The organism is Vibrio neptunius (assembly GCA_019339365.1).
Lineage (GTDB): Bacteria > Pseudomonadota > Gammaproteobacteria > Enterobacterales > Vibrionaceae > Vibrio > Vibrio neptunius.
Map to the genome: position 1 here is coordinate 2053166 of CP079859.1, position 21203 is coordinate 2074368.

Below are 21203 nucleotides of genomic sequence, written 5' to 3' on the forward strand. Positions count from 1 at the left end.
TTAGGGTATCTCGGGGATAGAGAGCCAAAGAGCTCAATGGAAAAACATGAGGTTACAGAAAATGACAGACCAGATTAAGGAATATGATGTGCTTGGCGTGGGTTTTGGCCCTGCTAACCTGTCAATTGCGATTGCGTTGGAAGAAACGGCGCAGAACCAAAAATTAAGCTATTGCTTCTTAGAGCAAAAATCTCATTTCGAATGGCATGGTGGTATGTTGCTAGATGGCACTCGAATGCAGATTTCTTGCCTTAAGGATCTGGTGACGTTACGCAATCCAACCAGCCCTTATACGTTTGTAAACTACCTACATTCACACGACCGCTTGAGTTCATTTATCAACTTGGGTTCTCTTCATCCTTCACGTGTGGAATTTAATGACTATCTGACTTGGGTTGCAAACCAGTTTGATTCAGTCGTGACCTACGGTCAACGCGTTGTCGATATCGAACCGATTGAAGTCGATGGCGAAATTACTAAAGTTCGCGTTGTCTCAACGGATATTAGCGGTAAACGAACCGTAAGAGTGGCGAAAAACCTATTGATTGGTATGGGCGGGATGCCGAAACTCCCTGAGCTGTTTAATGGCTTGAACGACGAGAAGGTGATCCATTCCTCGAAATATAAGGTGTGGCGTGAACAGTTTAATGCGGGTACAGAGACACCTAAGATTGCGGTTGTGGGTGCTGGTCAAAGTGCTGCCGAGATTTTCGTTGATCTGACAAACCGTTATGAAGAAGGTGAAGTACACTTAGTCAACCGTAACTTTGCCCTACATCCAGCGGATGACAGTGCATTCGTAAACGAGATTTTTGACCCTGAGTTTACCGATCACGTATACAAGAGCACGGATGAAGAGCGTAAAACCATCCTTTCTCGTTTCAATGGCACAAACTATTCAGTTGTCGATACAGAAGAGCTTAGCGCGATTTATGAGCGTCTATATCTTCAGCGCGTAACTGGCGAGGGCAAGCACCAACATCTACGCTGTCATGATATTCAAGAAATCGGGCAGAAAGAAGGTAAGATTGCACTCCGTTTTAATGATCGCATTCATAGCGAGCAAAAGTGGCACGATTACGATGCGGTTGTCCTTGCCACTGGCTATCGTTATGACCAGTTCAATCAAATGTTGAACAAGCTAGAACCACTAATGTCGGACAAGCAGGTTGAGCGCCATTATCGTCTACCTATGCAGGAATCATGTAAAGTGAATGTTTTCCTTCAAGGTTGTTGCGAGTCATCGCATGGTCTGAGCGATACTTTGCTTTCAGTACTTGCTGTTCGTTCTAAAGAGATAGTGGACTCACTATATGCGAACATCGAAACAGAGAAAGTCGTTGAAGAGGCGTAAAGCGTCATACTGACGATAAAGGCCGTAACATTGCGTGTTACGGCCTTTTTGTTTATGGATCTGCTGACAGATAACAATCCACCTTATGAACTAGAAGTTGTTGCACAAATATGAAGAATTAAAGAATTGAGAGAGAGCTCTGGCGATTAACTCTTATCATGCCTATGTTTGTTCTGGTTGCAAAAACACCACTTTACACGACGTTGCTCCAGAGGCTTATATGAAAAAAACCATAACAATCGCTTTATTCATTGCTGCTACTTCTCTTAATGCAGCGGAGTTACCGCGATTAGATGAAGCACTGCCCAGTTTAATGGATATATCGAGTCAGGTTCCTATTTTTGATTGGGATGGAGATGGCTGCTATCCCGCAGCGGGTATCAGTCGTTATGGAGAAATGAACCCAGGGCTGAAACCATCTGGTGCACTCAATGGAAATTGCAGAGATGCCGGTTTTCTCGATATCTCAAATACTCTTCACCGTTACGCGTGCATGAAAGGAAATGATGGGCAGGAGTATTGCGCTCATGCCTATGATACCTATTATGAAAAAGATCAGGCAATTCCGGGGATTGGGTTAGGTGGCCATCGCCATGATTGGGAGTCGGTGATCGTCTGGACAATGGATGGCGCTGTAGCGTATGGCTCAGTGAGTTGTCATGGCGATATGGACACTCGGCCAAGAGAGCAATTACCAATGGAGGCCCAGCATCTTAAAGTGGTTTACCACAAAGATGGTATTCTGACGCACTGTATTCGTTTCGCTAAAGACAACGAGATTGCAGAAAATCATTATGGACGGTTTGTTACCCCAACAATTACTTCTTGGTACGAACTTGCCGGCGATGGTCTTTCTAATGAAGCCATGCGCAATAAACTTAATAGTTTTGACTATGGAAAAGCGTCAATCAAAGTGAAAGACAGCTCATTTTTGACTCACATTAATCAATGGCGACCCGCTGGATTCCCACCATTTACCCAGCAGAGTGTCGAAGCGTCCAATCCTTATTAAAGGTAGTAAATCGAATGGCCTAATTCGTATTAGGCCATTTCTCTTCTTCTATGCGTGATCCAGCATGTTCGGTCAAATTGAAAAATTGACACAATCTTCATGAAGCAATTTATCAACGTGTTACTTTTTGTTGGGTAATGTATGAGAGCGGATGAAGAGAGGACGTTGAGATAGATGCAAATACAAGTGAAGCCTGGGTTAAAACTGATTGCGATTCTCGAAGCGCTGAAAGGGCTATTGTCTTTAGTGGTTGCATTGGGGTTACATCTTTTAGCCGGGAAAGATTTGCAGCAGTGGGCTGAATCTCTGGTATTGCATGCTCATTTAAACCCTGCCCATCATTTACCGGGTGTGTTTATAGAAGCGATGGGGCGGTTTCCGCAAGGCAATGTTCAATGGTTTATGCTGGGTGCATTGGCATACACGACTATTCGATGGGTTGAGGCTTATGGCTTATGGAAAGGGCTTCGTTGGACGGAATGGTTAGCATTGATCGGTTGCGTCATCTACGTGCCATTTGAAGTCTATGGTCTGATTTATCACCCGGGGATAGTTGGAGTGGCAGTACTGATCGTTAATCTCTTGATCATTGCCTATATTGCAAGAACGTTACAAGCCAAGCCTGAATTTGCAATCGAAAGTTAGCTTGTGCTTTAAATCATGTTTGTTATGCAAACATGATGATGAGTACAGCAGATACTGTAATAGAGTATAAAAAGCTGTAAAACCGAGAGCGGTATCGCTGGTTTCGAATCTGAAAATAGCTAGAGTGACTAATGCAGGGTTATGAACCTGTATGTACAAGGCAGACAACGTCAGGAGGTTGCCATGGATAGATATTGCCCGAACTGTGGAATAGAGATGATCGATAAGAATCATGTTTCCATATGTCCGAGAAACGATATTGGAGAGTGTTCTTATGATGGATATCAGAACACGGTTGAGCGTTCTAGCCGTGAGTTTACATTACTCGACAATGAAAAAAGGCTAGAAGAAGCGCATTAGATTAACTCAATCTAATACGCTATCTCCAAAAACAACAAAGCCCGCTATAAGCGGGCTTTGTTATAAAATTTGGTGGGTCCGGGCGAACTCGAATCGCCGACCCCTACCATGTCAAGGTAGTACTCTAACCAACTGAGCTACGGACCCAAATTTTTGTTCTTATTGCATTTAAGCAGGGAGTGGTGGGTCCGGGCGAACTCGAATCGCCGACCCCTACCATGTCAAGGTAGTACTCTAACCAACTGAGCTACGGACCCATTCCTTAAGAACGAGATGGATATTACCGAGACTTTTTGAGTCGTGCAAGAGCAAATTATTGGTTTTTAAACTGTTTGCTTCACAACTAATCGAATTGGCGATTTTTTATACCAGAAAGAGAAAAGGAGAGCGGGAAAGCTCTCCTGTGAGTGGTTAATTTATCGTCCCCGTCCGTCAACCATGACGATGAGTGTTTTGGTAATGATGCTGATATCCATCAGAATCCAAGATTTTAGCGAACGCAGTGATAAGGCATAACTATGGTCAAAACCGACTTTTCTGCGAACGTCATCGATACAGGTGTCATAACCTTGATTAACTTGCGCCAACCCAGTAATGCCTGGCATTACTCCATAGGTACGGTCAGCAAAGTAAGGGATGGCCGTTTCTAGCTTGTTATAAAAGCTAGGGCGTTCAGGGCGTGGGCCAATTAATGACATATCGCCGCGGATGACATTAAACAACTGCGGGATCTCATCTAGGCGTGTCTTTCTCAGGAAACGACCGACTGGAGTAATTCTTGGATCGTTCTGTGTCGCCCAGACTGCACCTGTACGCGTTTCTGCATCGACATACATGGTACGAAACTTAATGATTTCAAAGAACATCATTTGTTCTGGTGTTGATTTACCCACACGCAGCTGCTTATAGAAAATGGGTCCTTTGGAGTCGATTTTTATGGCTAAGGCAATTGCGGGCAAGATAGGTGACAGCATCAAAAGCCCGATTACAGCGCATAGAAAATCGAAGATACGTTTTGCTAACCAGATTGAATATAAAGAAGATACGTTGCTCATAAGATGCTCCTTATCATTGAATTCTTGTCCAACGAGTGGCTTCGAAACCGAACAAATAGCGTAAGCCACCAATTAGGTTGGCAAAGTGTCCTGCTACTATGTATGCGATTAACTGACAGTATTTATGGCTAAATATGTGTGGGAACACATGCCCCATAATCGCAATTGAGTAAACAGCGAGTTGTGCAATGGTTCCGATGAAAAATATTGGGTGGTGAATAAGTACGGCAGAAAGCACCAGACACACAATCATGAGGTACGGTGTTATCAGCCTTAAACCTTTGCCTGAAAAGAAGGCAAAAGCGACGCCTTTGTATCGTGGCAAAAACAATTCCGCCAAATGCAGTGCTTGTTGCATGTTGCCAGCAGAAATTCTGAGTCGACGTTTAAAATCGTTGTCGGTATTGGTTGCTTCAAGCTCTAATGCAATCATGTCCTTGTCGTAATCGACTCGGTATCCTTTACGAATAATCTCCATCGGAATAATGAAATCGTCGTTGATAACGTTTTGCTTGAGCGGTTCAAACAAGTGAGTTCTGAACAAATAGAAAGCACCATGAGCGCCAAGTGTGCTACCTAAACTCGCCTCATGCAGTTTCATTCTGCTTTGGTATTGCCAGTATTTGCTTTCACCTTCACTGCCATTAGAGAGTAACTGGTAATGTCCGTTTACAGCACCAACAGTTTTATCTTTGAAGTGCTGGTTGGCGACCAGCAGGGCATCGACAGAAATCAGAGCTGACACATCGCTCAATGCAGTAATGTCACTTGATATTGTTAACATCTGTTCATTCACTAGTGCGACCTTGCCGCGGTTCTGTTCGAAGACTCGAATTTCGAAATGTGTATCACAGCAAAAGGCTTCTTGAATCGTGTCCTGAGCCACTTGAGCAGTATTATCTGTGCACCCATCGCAAGCGATAATGACGTTGTAGTGCTCTTTTGGGTAATCCAGACAAGCTAAGTTGCGGATTTTGTCTGCGATCCACTGTTCCTCGTTATATGCAGGAACAAGAATAGTAATGTCAGCACATTGTCTATCTGAACGAGCGCTCTTGTAGCCTCGTTCAATTTGTTTTACTTCTTCCACAGGGTGACGTTTAGAGTACCAAGCAAGCACAAGCGGGTAGCCGACATGGTGATAGACAATGAGCCCTGCACATATTGTGAAGAAAATTCCAATAGTCAGATCAATCATGCGTATTCCTCCTGTGTTATTGCTCTATAGGCATCCACCATTTTCCGAATGTCATTATTGTTGACAACAAACTGGCGTGGTGAGGATTGAGGGGACTCAAGCAGCATTTGGGATAGCTTCAAAGCAAGCTCACTACTATTTTCTGCTCGGGCAAGCTGACTTGTTATAGGGCATAACGTTTCATTGGTACCACCAACGTTTGTCGCGACGGTAGGAACGCCACACGCTTGTGCTTCCAGTGGTGCGAGGGGGAAACCCTCACATCTTGATGGCATACAAAACACATCGAGAGCCCGATAAAAGGTTGGCATGTCGTCCACCAAATCGAGAAATTGCACTTGATGAGATATAGATAAGTCTTCAGCCAGTCGTGTTAATGCGTCTTTTTGGCTTCCTATGCCAGCAATAGCGAGAGTCACATTGCTATTAATGAGAGGGAGTGCCTTGAGAAGAATATCATGGCCTTTTACTTTTTCGAGGCGCCCAGCGGAACCTATGATTTTTCCATGCGCAGGTAGTCCAAGCTCACAGCGTGCCTGTGCCTGAGATCCCGGCTTGAATCTTTCACAGTCTATGCCGTTTTTTATTAAAGTGATATTGGCATAGTTAAGCTTCTCATCTAATTGCTCTTTAACTAGCCCTGCATCTGCTACCAGATTGGGTCGGGATAGTTTTAAGGCAAGTCTCTGCAAAATAAGATGTTTTGGGTTGTTAAGATGCCAAGCGTCGTGTTCTGTGTGGACTATGTGCTGAACACCTGCAAGTTTAGCTGCAGTCGCTCCATAAATTAGAGGTCCAATGTGGTGAGTGTGAACGACTCTCGGTTTCATCTGTTTGAAAAGTTTACGCAGTTTAGATATCGCCTCGAAATCAAAACCAGGCCTCTTAGTTAGAAAGATAAGTTTATCTTCAACTTGCTTTAAGCTGGGCCAGTTTGCCAATGTTTCTCTGCGATTTCCTTCGAGACTTATCAGGAAAACGTCTTCGTCTGATTGAGCGAACTTGAGCATGTTGATAGCCAATGTTTCTAATCCGCCTGGTGCCAAATGCTGAACAACATGAATGGTTGTTTTCGGTTGACTGATCATGCGATTTCCTTGGTGTGCGATGGTTTAAATTAGAATCTGCATAACCTGTGCCAAAAAAATGTTCTTATATAACAGCGTGTTAAGTTTTTATGTGTGAGGTGTTTTAATTTGAGATTCGTTATGATTGAAATGGTTTTATTTTGGGAATTGCTGTGATCACTTGCTTGCCTGTTAGCGACTGCAACTCACTCGCGCTTCGAACGGAGGTGTCAAAAAGCTCAATAATTGTCGCGATACCGCAGCCAAGGCCAATACCAGCGACGAACCCAGCGATGATAAATATGATGATGGGAAGGTTGGCAGGTGAGCTTGGTGTATAAGGTAAATCAATGATCTTGACTCGCTTGTTTTGCTCAAAGATGCCCAGTGAGCCAGTAAGCTGAGCCATTTCATACCTTTGAACCAGCTCATCATAGAGTTGTCTCTTGATTTGAACATCTCTTTGCAACTGGAACATATCTTTTGCTTTATCGCCGAAGTAATTGGCTTGCTGCTCAAGCTCTTCAATCATTTTGCGTAAGCTTTTGGTTTCTTCACTCAAGGATTCAAATCTACCTCGCACTAACTGAAGACTATGTAGCTGGGTAACGAGTAAAGGCTGAATATCACCAATGTCAGACAAAGTATTGCTACTTGCAATATCCCATAGTTGTTCGCTACTGATGTTTGGTTGCTCAACTTTGAGCAGTTCTGAACGTTCGTTCTCGAGTCGGCGAAGCTCCCTCTGTTTACCGAGTACAGCGCTGTGGCTATCCGTGTATTTTGCCCTTAGCAAAGTCAGTTCACTGCGAATCTCAATGATTTGGTCTTCAATTTTGCCAACCACAGGGTTGGTTTTAGAGAGTTGTTGATCGAGCGAGCCCAGACTACGCTCGACGCCAGAAAGTTCTGCCTCTTTCTCGGCTAGGTTTTGCTTGAGGCTGGCTAGTCTTGCCAGACTTTGGCCCTGCATTTCAGGTGTTGCGGAAGCATTTCTGTTCTTAAAATCAGCAAGTGCTGTTTCTGCTAAATCGAGCTCCTCCCTTCGCTTATCAATATGCATGGTAAGAAACTCGCTTGAATCTTTGATAGATGAGCGTTCTGGAGCCAACATTTGCTCTATAAAGTGTTCGCTGACCGATTCTAATAGCTCTTTCATACCTAGAGGTTGTTTAGACGATAGTTGAATTTTAAGAAAGTCTTTGCCTGGCTGGGTTACCGTTAAACTCGCTGCAAGTTCGGCGATGACTTGATCGACTTGAAAAGGGGACATTGAGTCGTTAATCATCCCGCGCTCTTTGGCGACGGATTTTAAAATGTGCCTACTTTTGAGTAAGGTACTCAGGGCGGCTAAACGCTCTTTTAGCATGGTGGAAACCGCGATATCCTCCAGAAAAGGATTCATTTTTGCCGTTTCCTGAATCAGCATACTGGTGTGAGATACGTATTTCTCTGGCGCCATTTTACCGACGAAATACCCAGCAAAAGGCATGAGCAACATCGGTAAAACAATCACGTACCTTTGTCTCCAAGCGGCATTAAGTATAATGATAAAGCGCAGTTTCAGTTCATTCATAGTGACTCCAGAAGCTGGTTAACAACTTGACTTCGAGCATCCCAGCTGTCGCGACGAACAATCTCGGTATCAGTATTACCTTGACTGAGAACCTTATTGAGTGATTGACTAAATTCCGTTGCGTTGTTGGCAATTCTGACGTGTGAACGATAAGGTTCAAGCGCTGGAAACGGTGTCGTGACAACCGGTGTTCCAGTTGCAAGATACTCCATCAATTTTAATGGACTACAAGCTTGAATCTGATCATTGAACAAGAAAGGCAGCATGCTAGCATCCCAGTGTTGGCTATAGCTAGGTAACTCACAGTGTGGTTTTGGGCCTAAATAAAATACATTTGGGAAATTCGGCAGAGGATTGTGGTTTAGCTCCAACGGTCCGATAAAAACGAAGTTCCAGTGTGGGTTATCCAAACAGACTTGAGCGATCAATGTATAGTCCAGCCATTGGGATATACTGCCGTAAAAACCAGCGATAGGCTTGCCATCTAAGGGGAGGTCTCGGGCACGGCTTATTGAGGTGTTAAACAATTCGTAGTCTACGCCATGAGGGATGTAAGCGGTCTTTGTCGCGTCGAACTTTTTGCAGATTTCCTTGCTTGCACCCAAGATAAGATGCGCTTTCTCAGCCAGTTTTCTCTCATGACTACTCACTGTCTCATGATCAACACCAGCAAGAGAGTTGAAATCATCGCCACAATAATACACAACTGCAGCTTCATCTAGGTTGCCACATAAATCTGCTGCAGTCGGAAGAGAAGTCCACAAGATTGGTTTGGTTAGCCTCAGCTTTTCGATAATAGGTTTGAGTTGAGTGAGTAGCATGGACTTTGCTATTTCCCTTGCCCACGAAGATTTTGGAGCAGGGATGGTTTTTAAGTTCACGACCGTAATATTAGTACTTAGTCGCTCGTTGCTAGACGAGTAGCCTTGCTTGCCTTGGCCGAGGAGCTTTGTGAAAGCACGAACTAAGTCTTTTTTATTAAACTTAGGCTGACGCAGGCCGATTGAGTTAACCCACAGCACTTTCCGATCAGTGGCGAGTCGAGAAACAATATGCTGTGTACTTGAAGGCAAGCCCCGAAGTCTTCGCCAAATACGATTAAGTCACGCATTATGCCATCTCCTTACGCGAGAGTTTACGCACCACTTTGGCGGGGTTGCCAGCAGCAACAACGAAGGGAGGAAGGCTTTTCGTTACGACACTACCAGCCGCCACAATGGTACCTTGGCCGATTGTAACGTTTGGGCAAACAGTGACATTTGTACCTAGCCAAACATCTCTATGTAAAGTGATGTTGCCCACGTCCTTTTCGCTGTCGCCTGCACCCAATGCCCTTTTTTTCGGCGTGTAGCGAATGGCCTGAGTACCCAAAAAGAAACGCTCTTCCGGCCATTCTCACATTATCGCCGATGACGATGCGCCGACCCACCGCAATGGTGGTTTGCCAACCGATATCGACGTTACTGCCGATGATAAGTTCTGTCTCTAATGATTGAGTGCGGCCGCTAAAGGTGCTGTGGCCTGAAATCCTACAATCGTTACCTAAATAAATCTTCAGGGGGCCAGTGACGAGTGGTACACCACCAAACAGATAAAGTCGCTTGCCAAATTGAGTCAGACGCCCTTTAAAGGCAGGAGTATGAATTAATACTCGCATCACATTGGCAAAAAGGGATTGAGCGCCTGTGTATAGAAAACGGATAGTCTTGTTGAAGAGAGTTGGGGTTGGGAGATCGCAGGCGCGAATGTTTTTCAAAATGACAAACAATTTGCGATAAATGGGGTTTGGATTCTCTTTGAGCCAAATTTTGACTTCGTTAATGTGTGTCGCCAGCATAACGGCCTCCAACTTTGAATGTTTACCTTGGAGGTGTTACACGGAACGTGCCAAAAATTAACTTATTGTAAAACAGAAGCTTAGATATTAATTTATTCAGTTTTTGGCGTATTCTCATTTTGAGAATGGTTTTGAACAATACGATTCAGGGCGATACATAGAGCGGCAAGGATGTAAATTGGCCAGGTAAAGCCTTGAGTGAGGAATGTGCCTGATACTATGGTTCCCATGATGCCAGCATATACGGCTGCTGCCGTCGCATGAAGGTAAGGGGAGTATTTATCTGGCACAGCATCTAAAAGTGATAGCGTTTGTTTGCTTGTCTTTACCAGTGAATAGATACACCCAATAAATACAATCAGGCCAAGGAAGCCTGTTTCTGCAAGTACACCAAACCAGGTAGAATGCACGGCATGATTTAGTCCGTCCCAATGAGGGCTATAGAAAAAGTAATTGGCGTAAAAGTTGTTCAGTCCAACGCCTGTTAACGGGTTGGCGACAGCCATACCGAAAGCGGCTTCCCAAGCATAGAGTCTGCCCATGGCGGAAGCATCAATGCCTTCTTCAGCAGCACCGCCTGATTGTCTGTCCGAAATCCCCGCAGCTGCAAACAGAATAAGTAAGCCGACAGTTCCAATCAAAGCGAGCAGAAACTTGGAACGTATAATACGTAAGCCGAATATTCCAAATACCGCGATTGAACCGAGCAATCCACCTCGGCTTTGGGTGGCGATAACAGCACTCAATGCCAAGATCGTCGCGACTAAACCGAGAATTCGAACGCTGCCAAGATTTTTTGTGGTCATTAAACTGATGGCAAAGGCTAGGGGAAACATAAGTACTAGTGACAAGTCATTTGGGTCACCTAAAACTGAGCCAAGCTGGCGACCAATGGTGACACGTGTTCCTTCGACTAGGCCTATACCGTTGATCGAATTCGATAGCGCAACAAGGGCGATTAGGCTTCCTGCTAACACAATGAGGATACTGATGCGTTTGACATTTAGAACGCTATTCACGAGCCATGCGATGGCCAGAGTCATGACGATAATTTTCCAATAGATTGATTTGAAGTAGGTAATGGCCAATCCGGGGTTGGAGGACAAGATTGCACCGACGAGGACCAATAGCCAAAACACTGCAAACCAAGTTAAGCTCTGATGCCAGAACATCTGAAGACTTTTGCTGATTAAGCTGTGCCACAACAGAGCACTCAATGCGCCAACTGAAAGTAGTAAAGGGATCTTGAGTGAGTAAAGGGCTGGAATGGCTTCGTGAATTCTGAAAAATGAAAATAGGACGAACAAACTGACCAACCAAAAAGTCTGGTTGAGAACGAACAGTATTCCAAGAGGCATCATGCAGAGCACAATGGCTAAGGCAGGGTGAGGGATGAGCTTCCAGATAAGTGCGACAAATAGACACACCCCTGAGGTGATAACGGCTGGAAAGAGCTTATCTGCTTGTATCATAACGGTCGCTCCAACTGATTGTGGCGACGAACCTTTTGTGCAACGTTTGCAGTCAAAGCAATGAATTTTAGCTTGTGGAGTAGTGCGATAAGCGCTACAGGTTGAAGCACAAGCATGAGTCCTGCTGTTTCCAAAGAATGATTGAACCACCCGCTGATCGTGAATAGAGCACTAATTAGAACAAAACTTAACAATGCGCCATGTCGATAGGGAACATGGCACAGTGACTGGCTTAGGCGGTAGATGAGAGCAAGGCGAATAAGCTGGCCCATACACAAACTGAGTAAGATAGCGGCAACACCCGCCTCTCTACTCAGCCAAGCGATGATCAGTGCTACTGTTGTCGCAGCTGCGTTGATGGCAAAAAGTTTACTTGTCTGCTTAGCATACAAGATACCGATATTGAGCATTTCTACCATTTCTTTGAGCAACATAATCACAATACACAGAACAACAAGTTGACCCGCTGATTGATAACTCGTTGGCACAGTGAGAACGATAAAACATTGACTGACCCACATAACAATGACACTCAACATGCACAAACCGATGATACCAAGTTGGGTGTTTTTGGCGGCGGTTTCTTTGCCATGAGTCTCTAGGACTTCAAAGCGCTTTGGCATCCACCACATGTGGAATGGCTGAATCAGTATCCCTAAAGCAAGGGAAAACTTAGCAGCAACCGCATAGATACCTAAGCTCTCCAAAGAGTGTGCTTCAGCGATGATCCATCGTTCGGCACCAGAAAGCCCAAATGCGACCGCTGCTGATAGCATCAATGGCAACGAGTATCGGATATAGCCTTTGTACTGGGTCAGGGTTGGCAGCTTAAAAGAAAACTTGTTGTGACAATGGAGGTACGTTATCTGAATTAAGGCACATAGAACGCCAACACTAAAGAGTAAGGTGACATCTGGCTTGCTGGTGAGTATCAAAATGACCAGTGAGACTTGGATCAACAAAGTGACACAGCTTATCTTAAAAAAGGTGACGGCTTTGTTGTTTAGTCTTAACCACGCTAAGCAAATTGCGAGGGGAGCCTCGATGGTTATCACTACCGCAAGCAGCACCATTTGTTCGGTATTGATGGTCCAAGCCGTTGGGGATATTGCCAAATAACCAGCTGCCAATAACCCGACTATTACAAAGGATGTGAACAGAGAGCTTGAGTACAATTCGCGCGCTCTAGAGAAACGAAGTGCTTCATTCTTTTCGGTACCGATGAATCGATACAGATTTTCGTGCATTGCTAAACCAACCATCAGACTAAAAAAAACCGTAGTAATAGACAGTAGTTCAAGGTGGCCAAATTGCGATGGTGTTAAGTAACTGGTCATCAGGGGCAGCATGAAGAGTGATGCGCCTTTCATCATAAGTAGGCTTACAGCATAAAGCATGATGCTGGTGACCTTGTCTTGTTTCAACCACTGCAAAATTTTATGTCGCATAACAACTTCCTTAGTGGCTCTGAGGGTTAGGGTCACGAGATAGTTTGAGATAGGGATTAGGATCGATGATCTTGACGAAGTCGAAGTAGTGTTGTTCGGCTCTGTACTCTTGGGCTATCTTTAATCCATTCTCTATACAGCGTTTGAAAATGTCGCGATTTTTTACGGCATATATCAGGGCGTCAGATAACGAAGCAGCGTCACCAGCTACATACTTGATACAGTTGAGATTGTGTGTCAACTGTTCGTCCCAGTACGAACCATCTTGAGGAATTACCACGCACATTCCTGCAGCCAACGCTTCTAGAATGGACAAACCAAACGGCTCTTGATGGCTGGTGGAAACAAAAATGTTGGATTGGCTTCGAATCGTATCAAGCTCTTGAGGATCTTGGTACCAGTTGGTGTGTTTGAGCACAACCGGTGCGGTACTTGTCGGAATCGCAGTATCAACGGGTCTGATGTAGCAGATGTTAGATGCGATTGGCTTTATGGTTGCAGCGTGTTTAAGTGCCTCAACAAACAAATCCAGTCCTTTCCATTTGAGCAGAGATGCTGCCCAAAAGCAGACGGGAAAATCTATTTGGCAGCGTGTTGGCCATCTGTCTACGGGTAGACCGTTAACGAAGGTATGGTATTTGGGGGACATCAGGTACATTTCCACAACAGAACCAGAGTCTTTTATGGACGTTTTATTTTCCAAGTAAGTGCTCAGCGCTGAAGAAATACTCGGTCTGCAGGACGGTAAGTAAAACACGTTGTCAGCTACGGTTAAGCAATAGCCAATAGATCTTGAATTGCCAATATGGCCATGGATAAATTGAACTATTTCAATGTTTTTTAAACACTTTACAATGTAAAGTGCCATGTCCATACCAGGGCCAGATGCACCGATGGCTCTTTCAATGCCCTTATACTTGACTAAGATAAAGAGAAGGCAAAGGGCAATATAACACTGGTTTAGCCAATATAAGAGCCCATAATGCTGCTTAGCCAAAGGTTTTATCAGCGGTAATGCAACGATATCAACTGAGTGCGATGCTACAAGTTTCGTGCTATTCCAGTAATCGGCATCTGCTGTGACGATAACGAATTGGTTGATATCTGCTCTGCACAAACTTAACGCCTCTACAGTGGCAATTTTTGAACCGCCCTTGAATGTTATTGGGTCGAAGACAAGTGTTTTAGTCACGTTTGAATTAGCCATGCTGACCTCCCATCGCAATGCGCTTGGCCAAATAGGTTTTTAGCGGGATAAATGTGCGCCAGAAAGAGAATGAGGGTTGGTGGGATAGCATAATTTTCTTGTAAACACCGATGATGCGACGGCTTGAGAGCGAAACATTAAATTTGGTTGCAATGTGTTGACTGGCATGACTGGCGAGCTGTTGTCCAAAGTCAGGGTTGTCCACTAATACTCGCATGGCCTTACTCAACGGACCCACCCCGCTGTTTGGGTAGAGAATTCCAGTCTTGCCGTGTTGAACAAACTCTGGGATACCACCTTCAAAAGGTGCGACAACAGGAATTTGAGCAATAGCTGCTTCGGCAATAACAAGTCCAAAAGCTTCACTTCTCGCTCCACTGACGAAGGCATCACAACCTTTCAACCAACCCACAACATTGCGTTGTTCACCGACAAAATGCACTCTGTTTTCTAGGTATAAATGTTTGGCGTGCTTCTCAAGTTCGTTTCTTAATGGGCCGTCTCCAATCACTACAAGATGGGTGTTAGGATATTCGAAGTTCAGATGTTTCAAAGCGACAAGAATCCGGTCGATGCCTTTACGATGAATGAGAGAACCAACGGTCGCGTACAAGAAATCATTGTCACTGATCCCCAGCACTTTTTTTTGTTTCAATCATCGGTTGTTGGCCAAGCTTGTCAACGTGCAGTCCATTGTGAACCACTGACAAATGTGCATTTGGGTACCCTTCTGATTTGAGTTGACTGGCGACATACGCACTCACTGAGATGATATGTGGTGACAAGTGCAACCCTAATGTCATTCGATCTCTCGCCGGGTAGGGGCTGTGGAGCTGGGTCACCATAGGTACTTGTTTGATTCGAGCCGCTAGGACCATCCATTGACAAGGGGCCCCGCTATTGACATGAACGATGTCGATACGTTCTCTTGTAAGGATTTTGCAGGCTTTACGAACTAAGTAGCCCCAACCAAGAAAGTCGAATCTGGGGGCAAGCCACCCGAGTAGAATAGGGAATGTGTCGGTTTCGGATGCGATGCTATTGCGTAAAGCGTAATGGTGTAATGAAGAATTATTGGTCCAAAGGTGTACCGCAAACCCTAGGTTGGAACATTGTTCCATAAGGTCAATGAGGCATTGTTCACTGCCACGAATCCAGTCATTACCGTAGTGAACAAACAGTATTTTTTTTCTTCATTGCTCTTCCCCTATGCCATTTTAATAAGGGATAACGCAATTGAGATGCCAAGATCTAAGGTAATCTAACTATATGAATAAGCGAGAAAAATAAAGAGTACTATTTTTAAAAGGGACTTTTCTCAATATGAGAAGCAGATTGACGACCAGATTCCTTATAGAGTTTTAGCAATGTAGGAATGATGGCAGAGGAGGAGTATCGGTTTCGAACAGTGTAAATGGCTTGTTCGGACATTTTCAGTTTTTCTTCGTTGGTTAGCTGCTCTAAATCGTGTAGTACATGAGTGATTTGCTCGGTTTTCTCGACTAAAAAACCATTTTTTCCGTTGATAATAAGCTTTGGTAGGTCGCCAACGTCTAACGCTATGACAATACACCCTCTTGACATAGCTTCAAGAGCTGCCATGGGTAAGCCTTCAAATCGAGAACAAATAATGAGCACATGTATTTGTTCCCATACGACGTCCATATCATCTTGATGGCCGTGCAGTTGAACATTTTGTGGCGCTAATTGGGATATTTCTGATTCTAAAGGGCCAGAGCCGTAGATATGAAAGGATAACTCTGGGTGACTTTTCGCACACTGAAGGAACCTATCTGGTCCTTTTTCATGACTCAATCGACCGACAAAAGCGATTTGTTCTCCGTTGCTGAGACTGGATTTTGAATCGTCCATGAAATTGTTGACCATAAGGGTAGTTGTGGGAATTTTGTGACTTACTTTCTCACTCACGGCAAGTGATAGTGTAGAAACAAAAGCGGTGTATCGGTCGACAAAATCATAGAACCATACTTTACCTGTAGGTGTTTCACCTGCGTGGTAAGTGGTGACTTGTTTCACGCCTGTAAAAACACGTGCACATTTAGACAGTAAGCTCGCTTTATACCCATGCGCATGAATAAGCGTCGGTGGCGATCGCCTGATTTTTTGGATAAGAGCGAGCAAAGGCAGAAAAGATAGGTCAGATAAGTAACGGAAGGGAATGGCTTCTTTATCCAACTTTTCGACAAGGGCAGAATGTCGATGATAACGTTTTACTAGGAGTACCTCGACGTTCACTTCGTGTTGCTTGAGCCCCTTAGCAAGCTCAAGCACATAGGTTTCGATCCCTCCAAACGTTAGACTATCAATGACAAGCCATACGTTAATCGGCGTATTGCTGCTCATCTTCTTCTGCTTCCCATGCTTGCTTTTTACGATATACAGTTGATGGACTTAACTCGAGTAACACCGCGGCATTGAGGACGTTACCATCGCAAAAATCAATTGCCTGCTGAATGGTTTCTCTTTCGATCTGCCACATCGGGCGTATCGTTACTGGCGTGGCACTTTGTGTGTCGAGATTTTCAGGCTGTGCATTGGAAACAGGTATAGGCGTGTCTATCGCTGTAACTGGTTCAGTTGGCGCAGGGGTTTTGTAGCTGTTTGAGGCTTGCACTTTGGGCTTAGTGGTTTTATTACTCTTGGATATCTGTTCAGGTAGATGAGCCACAGAGAGCTTTGTTTCGTCATTGAGAACGACGATGTTACGAATGACGTTCTGCAGTTGTCTCACATTACCTGGCCAGGAATAGTGCTTAAGCAAAGACTCTGCATCGCGGTTGATACCATTAAACTTCTTACCATCTTCTTTGGCGAACAACTTAAGGAAATGCGTTGCAAGCGTGGCGACATCAGTTCCACGCTCTCTTAATGGTGGCATCTCAATCGGCACGACATGAACACGGTAGTACAAGTCTTCGCGGAATCGTCCTTCTTCGACTTCTAACAGTGGGTCACGGTTGGTCGCACAAATGATACGCACGTCGACCTTCATTTCTTTTGAACCACCAAGTGGAGTAAAAGTACCCGTTTGCAAGAATCGCAGCAGTTTTTTCTGCATTTCGAGTTCCATCTCGCATAGTTCATCAAGAAAAAGTGTGCCACCATGCGCTAACGATGCCGCTCCCTTTCTGTCGGTAGTCGCACCTGTGAATGCCCCTTTGACATGGCCAAAAATTTCGCTTTCCATCAGATCTTTAGGGATGGCACCACAATTGATGGCAATAAAAGGCTTATCGTTTCGTTTACTTTCTTTGTGGATCGCTTCCGCGCACACTTCTTTACCGGTACCGCTTTCTCCTATGATAAAGACGCTCGCTGATGTTGGAGCAACAGAGTCGATGATTTTGTAAACCCCCTGCATGGGCAGGCAGGAACCAATGAATCCATGGAAACGATTTCTATCGAATTTCGCTTCGATATCTTCGACTAGGTGCTCGAGTTTGGCTTGTTGTAAGTGAAGGTTTATCGACGTTTTGAGTCGGTCAGCCTGAATTGGCTTTTCGAGAAAGTCTTTCGCCCCCTTCTGGAGCAAGCTTACCGCGATATCTACTGAGCCGTGTGCGGTTGCAACGACGACAGAGGTCGGCACTTGGTGCTCGTTGATCCAGTCCAAGATATCTTCGCCATTCATGTCCGGAAGCTTGAGGTCCAAAATCACAAGCTGGGGTACGTTTCGTTCTATGAATGCTTTAGCATCACGACCCGTTTCAACATGAAACAGGTCAAACGCTTCATCTTTAACGTACTGTTTGTAAAGGACTGCCAGAGAAGTGGAGTCTTCAATAAGTAGTACTTTTGCTCTCATGTGACGTTACCTTGTTGTATCTAGCCAGCTGGTTCGATGAAGCCCAGCGTTTTTCTGTATTCAAGAGCCGTCAGTGATTTTTCAGCCAGCTCTTTGAGTTCTTCAGAGAGTTCAAATGCTTGTTGTTCATGATTCTCTAAACACATGCACTCAATCTTTCGTGCAAGATTAGACAATACTCGATTCCCCAGTGCCAGAGAAGAACTGCCCAATGTATGGCTTTCAAACTCGAGGGTTTCTTTATCTCGCTCTTCCATTGCTTGATATATCTTAACCAAGCGTGCGTTAGACTCCTGTATGTAATGATCGATCAGCATTGGGAGAACATCAGCACTGGTGTCTTCTATCATTTGCTCTAAAACTTGTTCGTCGACGAGTTCTAAATCCACTTGTGTGTCCTGATTCATAGGATGATTGCTAACGGTTTGTTCGAGAATTTGCGATTCCTGCTCTAAATTATCAGATTTTTCATCAGAGTTGTTCGCACCATCACTTAAGAATAGATTAATTTTTTCAATTAGTTGTGACAAACGAATCGGTTTTGACAAATAGTCGTCCATCCCTGCATTGAGGAACTGCTCTTTGTCTCCAGATAGAGAATGGGCTGTCAATGCAATGATGGGTATGTGACGAACTTTTTCGTCATCCATTGAGCGTATGGTTCTGCAGGTTTCCATGCCGTCCATTTCTGGCATCGATATATCCATAAAAATAAGGTCGTAATGGTACTGTTCGACCATCTCTAAAGCGCGCAGGCCATTTTCAGCGATGTCCATCGAGAGACCCATGCGCTTAAACATTTCGCTTATCACCAATTGATTCGCTTTGTTGTCTTCTGCCACTAGAATACTGACATCTGATACCTGTAATTCGTTGTGCCTTTGATTGTGGTGAGTGGAACAAATAAGCTGGTCTGCGAGTTCAAGTTTGATTGAAAAGGAGAAAGTGCTGCCCATTAATGGTGTGCTCTCGGCCTCAATGCTCCCGTCCATGAGCTCACACAGACGCTTGCATATCGCGAGACCCAATCCTGAGCCTTCTTGGCTCCTTGAATAGGTTTGATCGACCATAGTGAATTCGTCAAATAGATAATCCATTGCGCTACGGTTTATTCCAACGCCTGTATCAATGACTTTGCACACGATCTTGACTTGATTCCCTTCGACGATCTCAGTGCTGACTTGAATTGTAACGCTACCTTCCTTGGTAAACTTCAGTGCGTTGCCAATCAAGTTGTGAAGGATTTGTTTAACGCGGTTTTCATCGCCTTGAACATTCGCGGGCACAGAGCCATCAAGAATACAGTTCAAATCAAGAGAACGAATTTTTGCAGAGGGTTGAAAGGTTTCAACAACATTTTCGACGCATTGACGAAAATTGAATGGCTTGTGCTCTAACCGCAGTGTGTTGGACTCCATTCTTGTGAAATCCAAAATGTCATTGATGATACTGAGGAGAAACTGACCTGACTCTGTGGCTGTGTTGACCAGTTTCTTTTGCTCTCGAGTGAGTCGAGACTCTTCAAGAATGTTCAAAATGCCTAAAACGCCGTTCATCGGTGTGCGGATTTCATGTGACATCGACGCTAAGAAACGGCTTTTCGAGACGTTTGCCTGTTCGGCTTCGAATCGAGCGTTTTTAAGATCATGATAGCTTCTTTCGAGTTTTACAGACATATCGTCAAAGGCTCGTGCGACGTCCCCTAGCTCGTCTTTTGATTGATCGTTAAGTCGGAATCCTGGCCCTTGTTCACTGACCGTATTGGCTGCCTCAATGAGTTTCACTAAGCTTCTGGTCAGATAGGTCCCCAGGAAGAACGAGAAGATGGCGACCAATACGACTTCGATAGAGGCAATGCCTATTATTGCCTTTTGAGCGCTGGTCAACATGGAGTTGATTGCGGAAATTTCAAAACCAATGTCTATCGTGCCGTAGCTTGTCCCTCCGTTTATAACCTGAACCTGAGTGTCGAAGATGCCATCATTGACGGAATCTAGAGTGTAATCAACGGACATCATTCTTTGTAGCAGGGCTTTATCACCGTCACATGAGAGCTCTTTATCATCACGCATCACCCTTATATACGCGATGTCCTCTATGGTCATAAACTCTTTTACCAAGTCATCCAAGGTCGCAAGGTCGGTGGCGATCATTGCATCCTTTGCTGCATGGGCAAACATGGAAGCAGTCGAACTTGCTCGTTGGATGAGTTGTTTTTCATTAGAGTTGGAGAGAAAGCTCATCGCACTGACCGTGAGTACTACGAGCATAACGATCTCAATAAAGGCGATCCCAAGTATGGTTTTCATTCTAAATGACATAGCGGGTACTCCCGTGACTAATCTAATAATCTAATGTTGAGCGCTCTAACGTCGTTCCAATCGCTATCTTGTGCGGGTACAAAACCTTTGAGTTTAAGTGTCTCTAGATGTGCTAACCGTTCCGGGGATGCGCCAAATTCCATAAGCGCTTGCTGAAGTTTGTCTTTTACCTTGTTATTGAGATTGGGATGAACGGCGATGGCATGAGGGGTATAGCCTTTGGTGGTCCAAATTGGAGTCAGTTTTTGCCGAGTTTCCTCGGGTAACGCCATGTAGGTTCTTAATATTCCTCCCCCGCAGGGAAGAAGCCTTTGGCAACAGCCAAGTAAACTGAATCATGAGATGATACGTAAGATGGTTCAAACGTTATGTTGTTCTGTTGTAGATAAGCTTGAGTCAATACAGTCGCTGCAAAAGCTGCCGGTGAGGGGAAGGCCAGTTGAGCATTATTCAGGTGTTCAGGTTGGGAAATATCGCTGTCTGTGCGGACAACAATGATGCCTTTGAGTTGTTTGTCTTTGGCTTTTGCAATCGCGCTATACCCTGTCGTTTCGCTGAATACGGTGTAATGGTAGGGGTTCATATAAGCGATATCATACTCACCATTTTTCAAACGTTTTTCGAACGTTGGAATGTCCGATGCTGTGCTAAATAGAATCTTTTTTCCTGTTGTCTCGGAGAGGTATTCGATGATGGGCGCCCATTGTTTAGCAAGCTTGCTCGCAGAGTGCTGGGGAACAACACCGAAAGTAATGGGCTCAGCATGCAAGGGCACACAAAGGAATGTTAATAGAGCAAAGTAAGAAAAGTTTTTCATAATCAATC

At 44.6% G+C, this 21203-nt stretch carries 14 protein-coding genes, 2 tRNA genes and 4 pseudogenes; 4 read left to right on the forward strand and 16 right to left on the reverse strand.

The window, feature by feature from the left end; all coding sequences use genetic code 11:
* The first annotated feature begins 61 nt into the window (after window positions 1-61).
* From KW548_09715 to KW548_09730, 4 genes are all read left to right on the forward strand, one after another.
* Window positions 62-1354, forward strand: a complete 1293-nt coding sequence (locus tag KW548_09715) for a lysine N(6)-hydroxylase/L-ornithine N(5)-oxygenase family protein (protein ID QXX05517.1) — start codon at window positions 62-64, stop codon at window positions 1352-1354.
* A gap of 220 nt (window positions 1355-1574) precedes the next feature.
* Entirely contained in the window at window positions 1575-2366 is a 792-nt protein-coding gene (locus KW548_09720; protein QXX05518.1) for an NPP1 family protein, read from the forward strand.
* 174 nt (window positions 2367-2540) lie between these two features.
* Window positions 2541-3011, forward strand: coding sequence for a DUF2127 domain-containing protein (locus tag KW548_09725; protein QXX05519.1), 471 nt, complete (start codon window positions 2541-2543; stop codon window positions 3009-3011).
* Window positions 3012-3194: 183 nt separating this feature from the next.
* Window positions 3195-3371, forward strand: a complete 177-nt coding sequence (locus KW548_09730) for a hypothetical protein (GenBank protein QXX05520.1) — start codon at window positions 3195-3197, stop codon at window positions 3369-3371.
* A gap of 70 nt (window positions 3372-3441) precedes the next feature.
* Here the strand turns inward: KW548_09730 and KW548_09735 are convergent.
* From KW548_09735 to KW548_09810, 16 genes and pseudogenes are all read right to left on the reverse strand, one after another.
* Window positions 3442-3518: transfer RNA gene (locus KW548_09735), tRNA-Val, on the reverse strand.
* A 33-nt stretch (window positions 3519-3551) separates the two neighbouring features.
* Window positions 3552-3628 (reverse strand) — tRNA-Val (locus tag KW548_09740).
* 159 nt (window positions 3629-3787) lie between these two features.
* A complete protein-coding gene (locus KW548_09745; GenBank protein QXX05521.1) occupies window positions 3788-4426 on the reverse strand; it encodes a sugar transferase in 639 nt (212 codons plus the stop codon).
* A gap of 13 nt (window positions 4427-4439) precedes the next feature.
* Window positions 4440-5624 (reverse strand): glycosyltransferase family 2 protein, encoded by a 1185-nt coding sequence (locus KW548_09750; protein QXX05522.1) that lies wholly within the window; start codon window positions 5622-5624, stop codon window positions 4440-4442.
* On the reverse strand, window positions 5621-6712 hold the full coding sequence (locus tag KW548_09755) for a glycosyltransferase (protein QXX05523.1): 1092 nt from the start codon (window positions 6710-6712) through the stop codon (window positions 5621-5623). The genes KW548_09750 and KW548_09755 overlap by 4 nt, the downstream gene beginning before the upstream one ends.
* A gap of 118 nt (window positions 6713-6830) precedes the next feature.
* Complete coding sequence (locus tag KW548_09760) at window positions 6831-8267, reverse strand: chain-length determining protein (GenBank protein QXX05524.1); 1437 nt, start codon at window positions 8265-8267, stop codon at window positions 6831-6833.
* Window positions 8264-9378 (reverse strand): annotated as a pseudogene (locus KW548_09765) (glycosyltransferase). Before KW548_09765 ends, KW548_09760 begins: the two are co-directional and overlap by 4 nt.
* Window positions 9378-10104: pseudogene (locus KW548_09770) on the reverse strand (acyltransferase). Before KW548_09770 ends, KW548_09765 begins: the two co-directional pseudogenes overlap by 1 nt.
* 92 nt (window positions 10105-10196) lie before the next feature.
* Entirely contained in the window at window positions 10197-11576 is a 1380-nt protein-coding gene (locus KW548_09775) for an O-antigen ligase family protein (protein QXX05525.1), read from the reverse strand.
* On the reverse strand, window positions 11573-13024 hold the full coding sequence (locus tag KW548_09780; protein QXX05526.1) for a lipopolysaccharide biosynthesis protein: 1452 nt from the start codon (window positions 13022-13024) through the stop codon (window positions 11573-11575). The genes KW548_09775 and KW548_09780 overlap by 4 nt, the downstream gene beginning before the upstream one ends.
* A gap of 10 nt (window positions 13025-13034) precedes the next feature.
* Window positions 13035-14231: a glycosyltransferase family 4 protein gene (locus tag KW548_09785; GenBank protein ID QXX05527.1), complete on the reverse strand. Its 1197-nt coding sequence runs from the start codon at window positions 14229-14231 to the stop codon at window positions 13035-13037.
* Window positions 14224-15415, reverse strand: a pseudogene (locus tag KW548_09790) (glycosyltransferase). Before KW548_09790 ends, KW548_09785 begins: the two are co-directional and overlap by 8 nt.
* A gap of 118 nt (window positions 15416-15533) precedes the next feature.
* Window positions 15534-16595, reverse strand: a complete 1062-nt coding sequence (locus KW548_09795) for a glycosyltransferase family 4 protein (GenBank protein ID QXX05528.1) — start codon at window positions 16593-16595, stop codon at window positions 15534-15536.
* Entirely contained in the window at window positions 16573-18057 is a 1485-nt protein-coding gene (locus tag KW548_09800) for a sigma-54 dependent transcriptional regulator (protein QXX05529.1), read from the reverse strand. Before KW548_09800 ends, KW548_09795 begins: the two co-directional genes overlap by 23 nt.
* A gap of 20 nt (window positions 18058-18077) precedes the next feature.
* Window positions 18078-20378 carry a response regulator gene (locus tag KW548_09805; protein ID QXX05530.1) on the reverse strand — a complete coding sequence of 767 codons (2301 nt, stop codon included), beginning with the start codon at window positions 20376-20378 and terminating at the stop codon, window positions 18078-18080.
* A 17-nt stretch (window positions 20379-20395) separates the two neighbouring features.
* Window positions 20396-21195, reverse strand: a pseudogene (locus tag KW548_09810) (phosphate/phosphite/phosphonate ABC transporter substrate-binding protein).
* Window positions 21196-21203: the final 8 nt, after the last annotated feature.

Coding starts and splice junctions, on each gene's coding strand:
- KW548_09785 (QXX05527.1), bottom strand. CDS start 14,231: ATGGCTAATTCAAACGTGACTAAAACACTTGTCTTCGACCCAATAACA.
- KW548_09730 (QXX05520.1), top strand. CDS start 3,195: ATGGATAGATATTGCCCGAACTGTGGAATAGAGATGATCGATAAGAAT.
- KW548_09775 (QXX05525.1), bottom strand. CDS start 11,576: ATGATACAAGCAGATAAGCTCTTTCCAGCCGTTATCACCTCAGGGGTG.
- KW548_09805 (QXX05530.1), bottom strand. CDS start 20,378: ATGTCATTTAGAATGAAAACCATACTTGGGATCGCCTTTATTGAGATC.
- KW548_09720 (QXX05518.1), top strand. CDS start 1,575: ATGAAAAAAACCATAACAATCGCTTTATTCATTGCTGCTACTTCTCTT.
- KW548_09760 (QXX05524.1), bottom strand. CDS start 8,267: ATGAATGAACTGAAACTGCGCTTTATCATTATACTTAATGCCGCTTGG.
- KW548_09745 (QXX05521.1), bottom strand. CDS start 4,426: ATGAGCAACGTATCTTCTTTATATTCAATCTGGTTAGCAAAACGTATC.
- KW548_09750 (QXX05522.1), bottom strand. CDS start 5,624: ATGATTGATCTGACTATTGGAATTTTCTTCACAATATGTGCAGGGCTC.
- KW548_09780 (QXX05526.1), bottom strand. CDS start 13,024: ATGCGACATAAAATTTTGCAGTGGTTGAAACAAGACAAGGTCACCAGC.
- KW548_09715 (QXX05517.1), top strand. CDS start 62: ATGACAGACCAGATTAAGGAATATGATGTGCTTGGCGTGGGTTTTGGC.
- KW548_09795 (QXX05528.1), bottom strand. CDS start 16,595: ATGAGCAGCAATACGCCGATTAACGTATGGCTTGTCATTGATAGTCTA.
- KW548_09755 (QXX05523.1), bottom strand. CDS start 6,712: ATGATCAGTCAACCGAAAACAACCATTCATGTTGTTCAGCATTTGGCA.
- KW548_09800 (QXX05529.1), bottom strand. CDS start 18,057: ATGAGAGCAAAAGTACTACTTATTGAAGACTCCACTTCTCTGGCAGTC.
- KW548_09725 (QXX05519.1), top strand. CDS start 2,541: ATGCAAATACAAGTGAAGCCTGGGTTAAAACTGATTGCGATTCTCGAA.